Origin of the sequence: Paracraurococcus lichenis, assembly GCF_030657435.1 — a bacterium.
GTDB classification, from domain to species: domain Bacteria; phylum Pseudomonadota; class Alphaproteobacteria; order Acetobacterales; family Acetobacteraceae; genus Paracraurococcus; species Paracraurococcus lichenis.
Window position 1 is genome coordinate 1 of sequence record NZ_JAUTWS010000622.1, and the last position, 226, is coordinate 226.

General features: G+C 68.6%; 1 protein-coding gene. It reads left to right on the forward strand.

The features are described 5' to 3' along the window. A partial coding sequence (locus Q7A36_RS41480) for a transposase (RefSeq protein ID WP_305109574.1) occupies positions 1 to 226 on the forward strand: 226 nt, incomplete at both ends.

Sequence of the window (226 nt, forward strand, 5' to 3'; positions counted from 1 at the left end):
GCAGGGAAGAAGATCAAGGGGGTCAAGTACCACGTCCTCGTCGACACGCTCGGCTTGCTGCTGAGCATCGTCGTGCACGTGGCCAACCTGCAGGACCGCGACGGCGCGGCACTCGTGCTCGATCGCCGCACCAGGGCCCTGTTCCCCTTCCTCGGCACCATCTTCGCCGATGCCGGATACCAGGGACCACGTGCGGCCAGCGCGGCGCGGCGAAGCGGCCGATGGC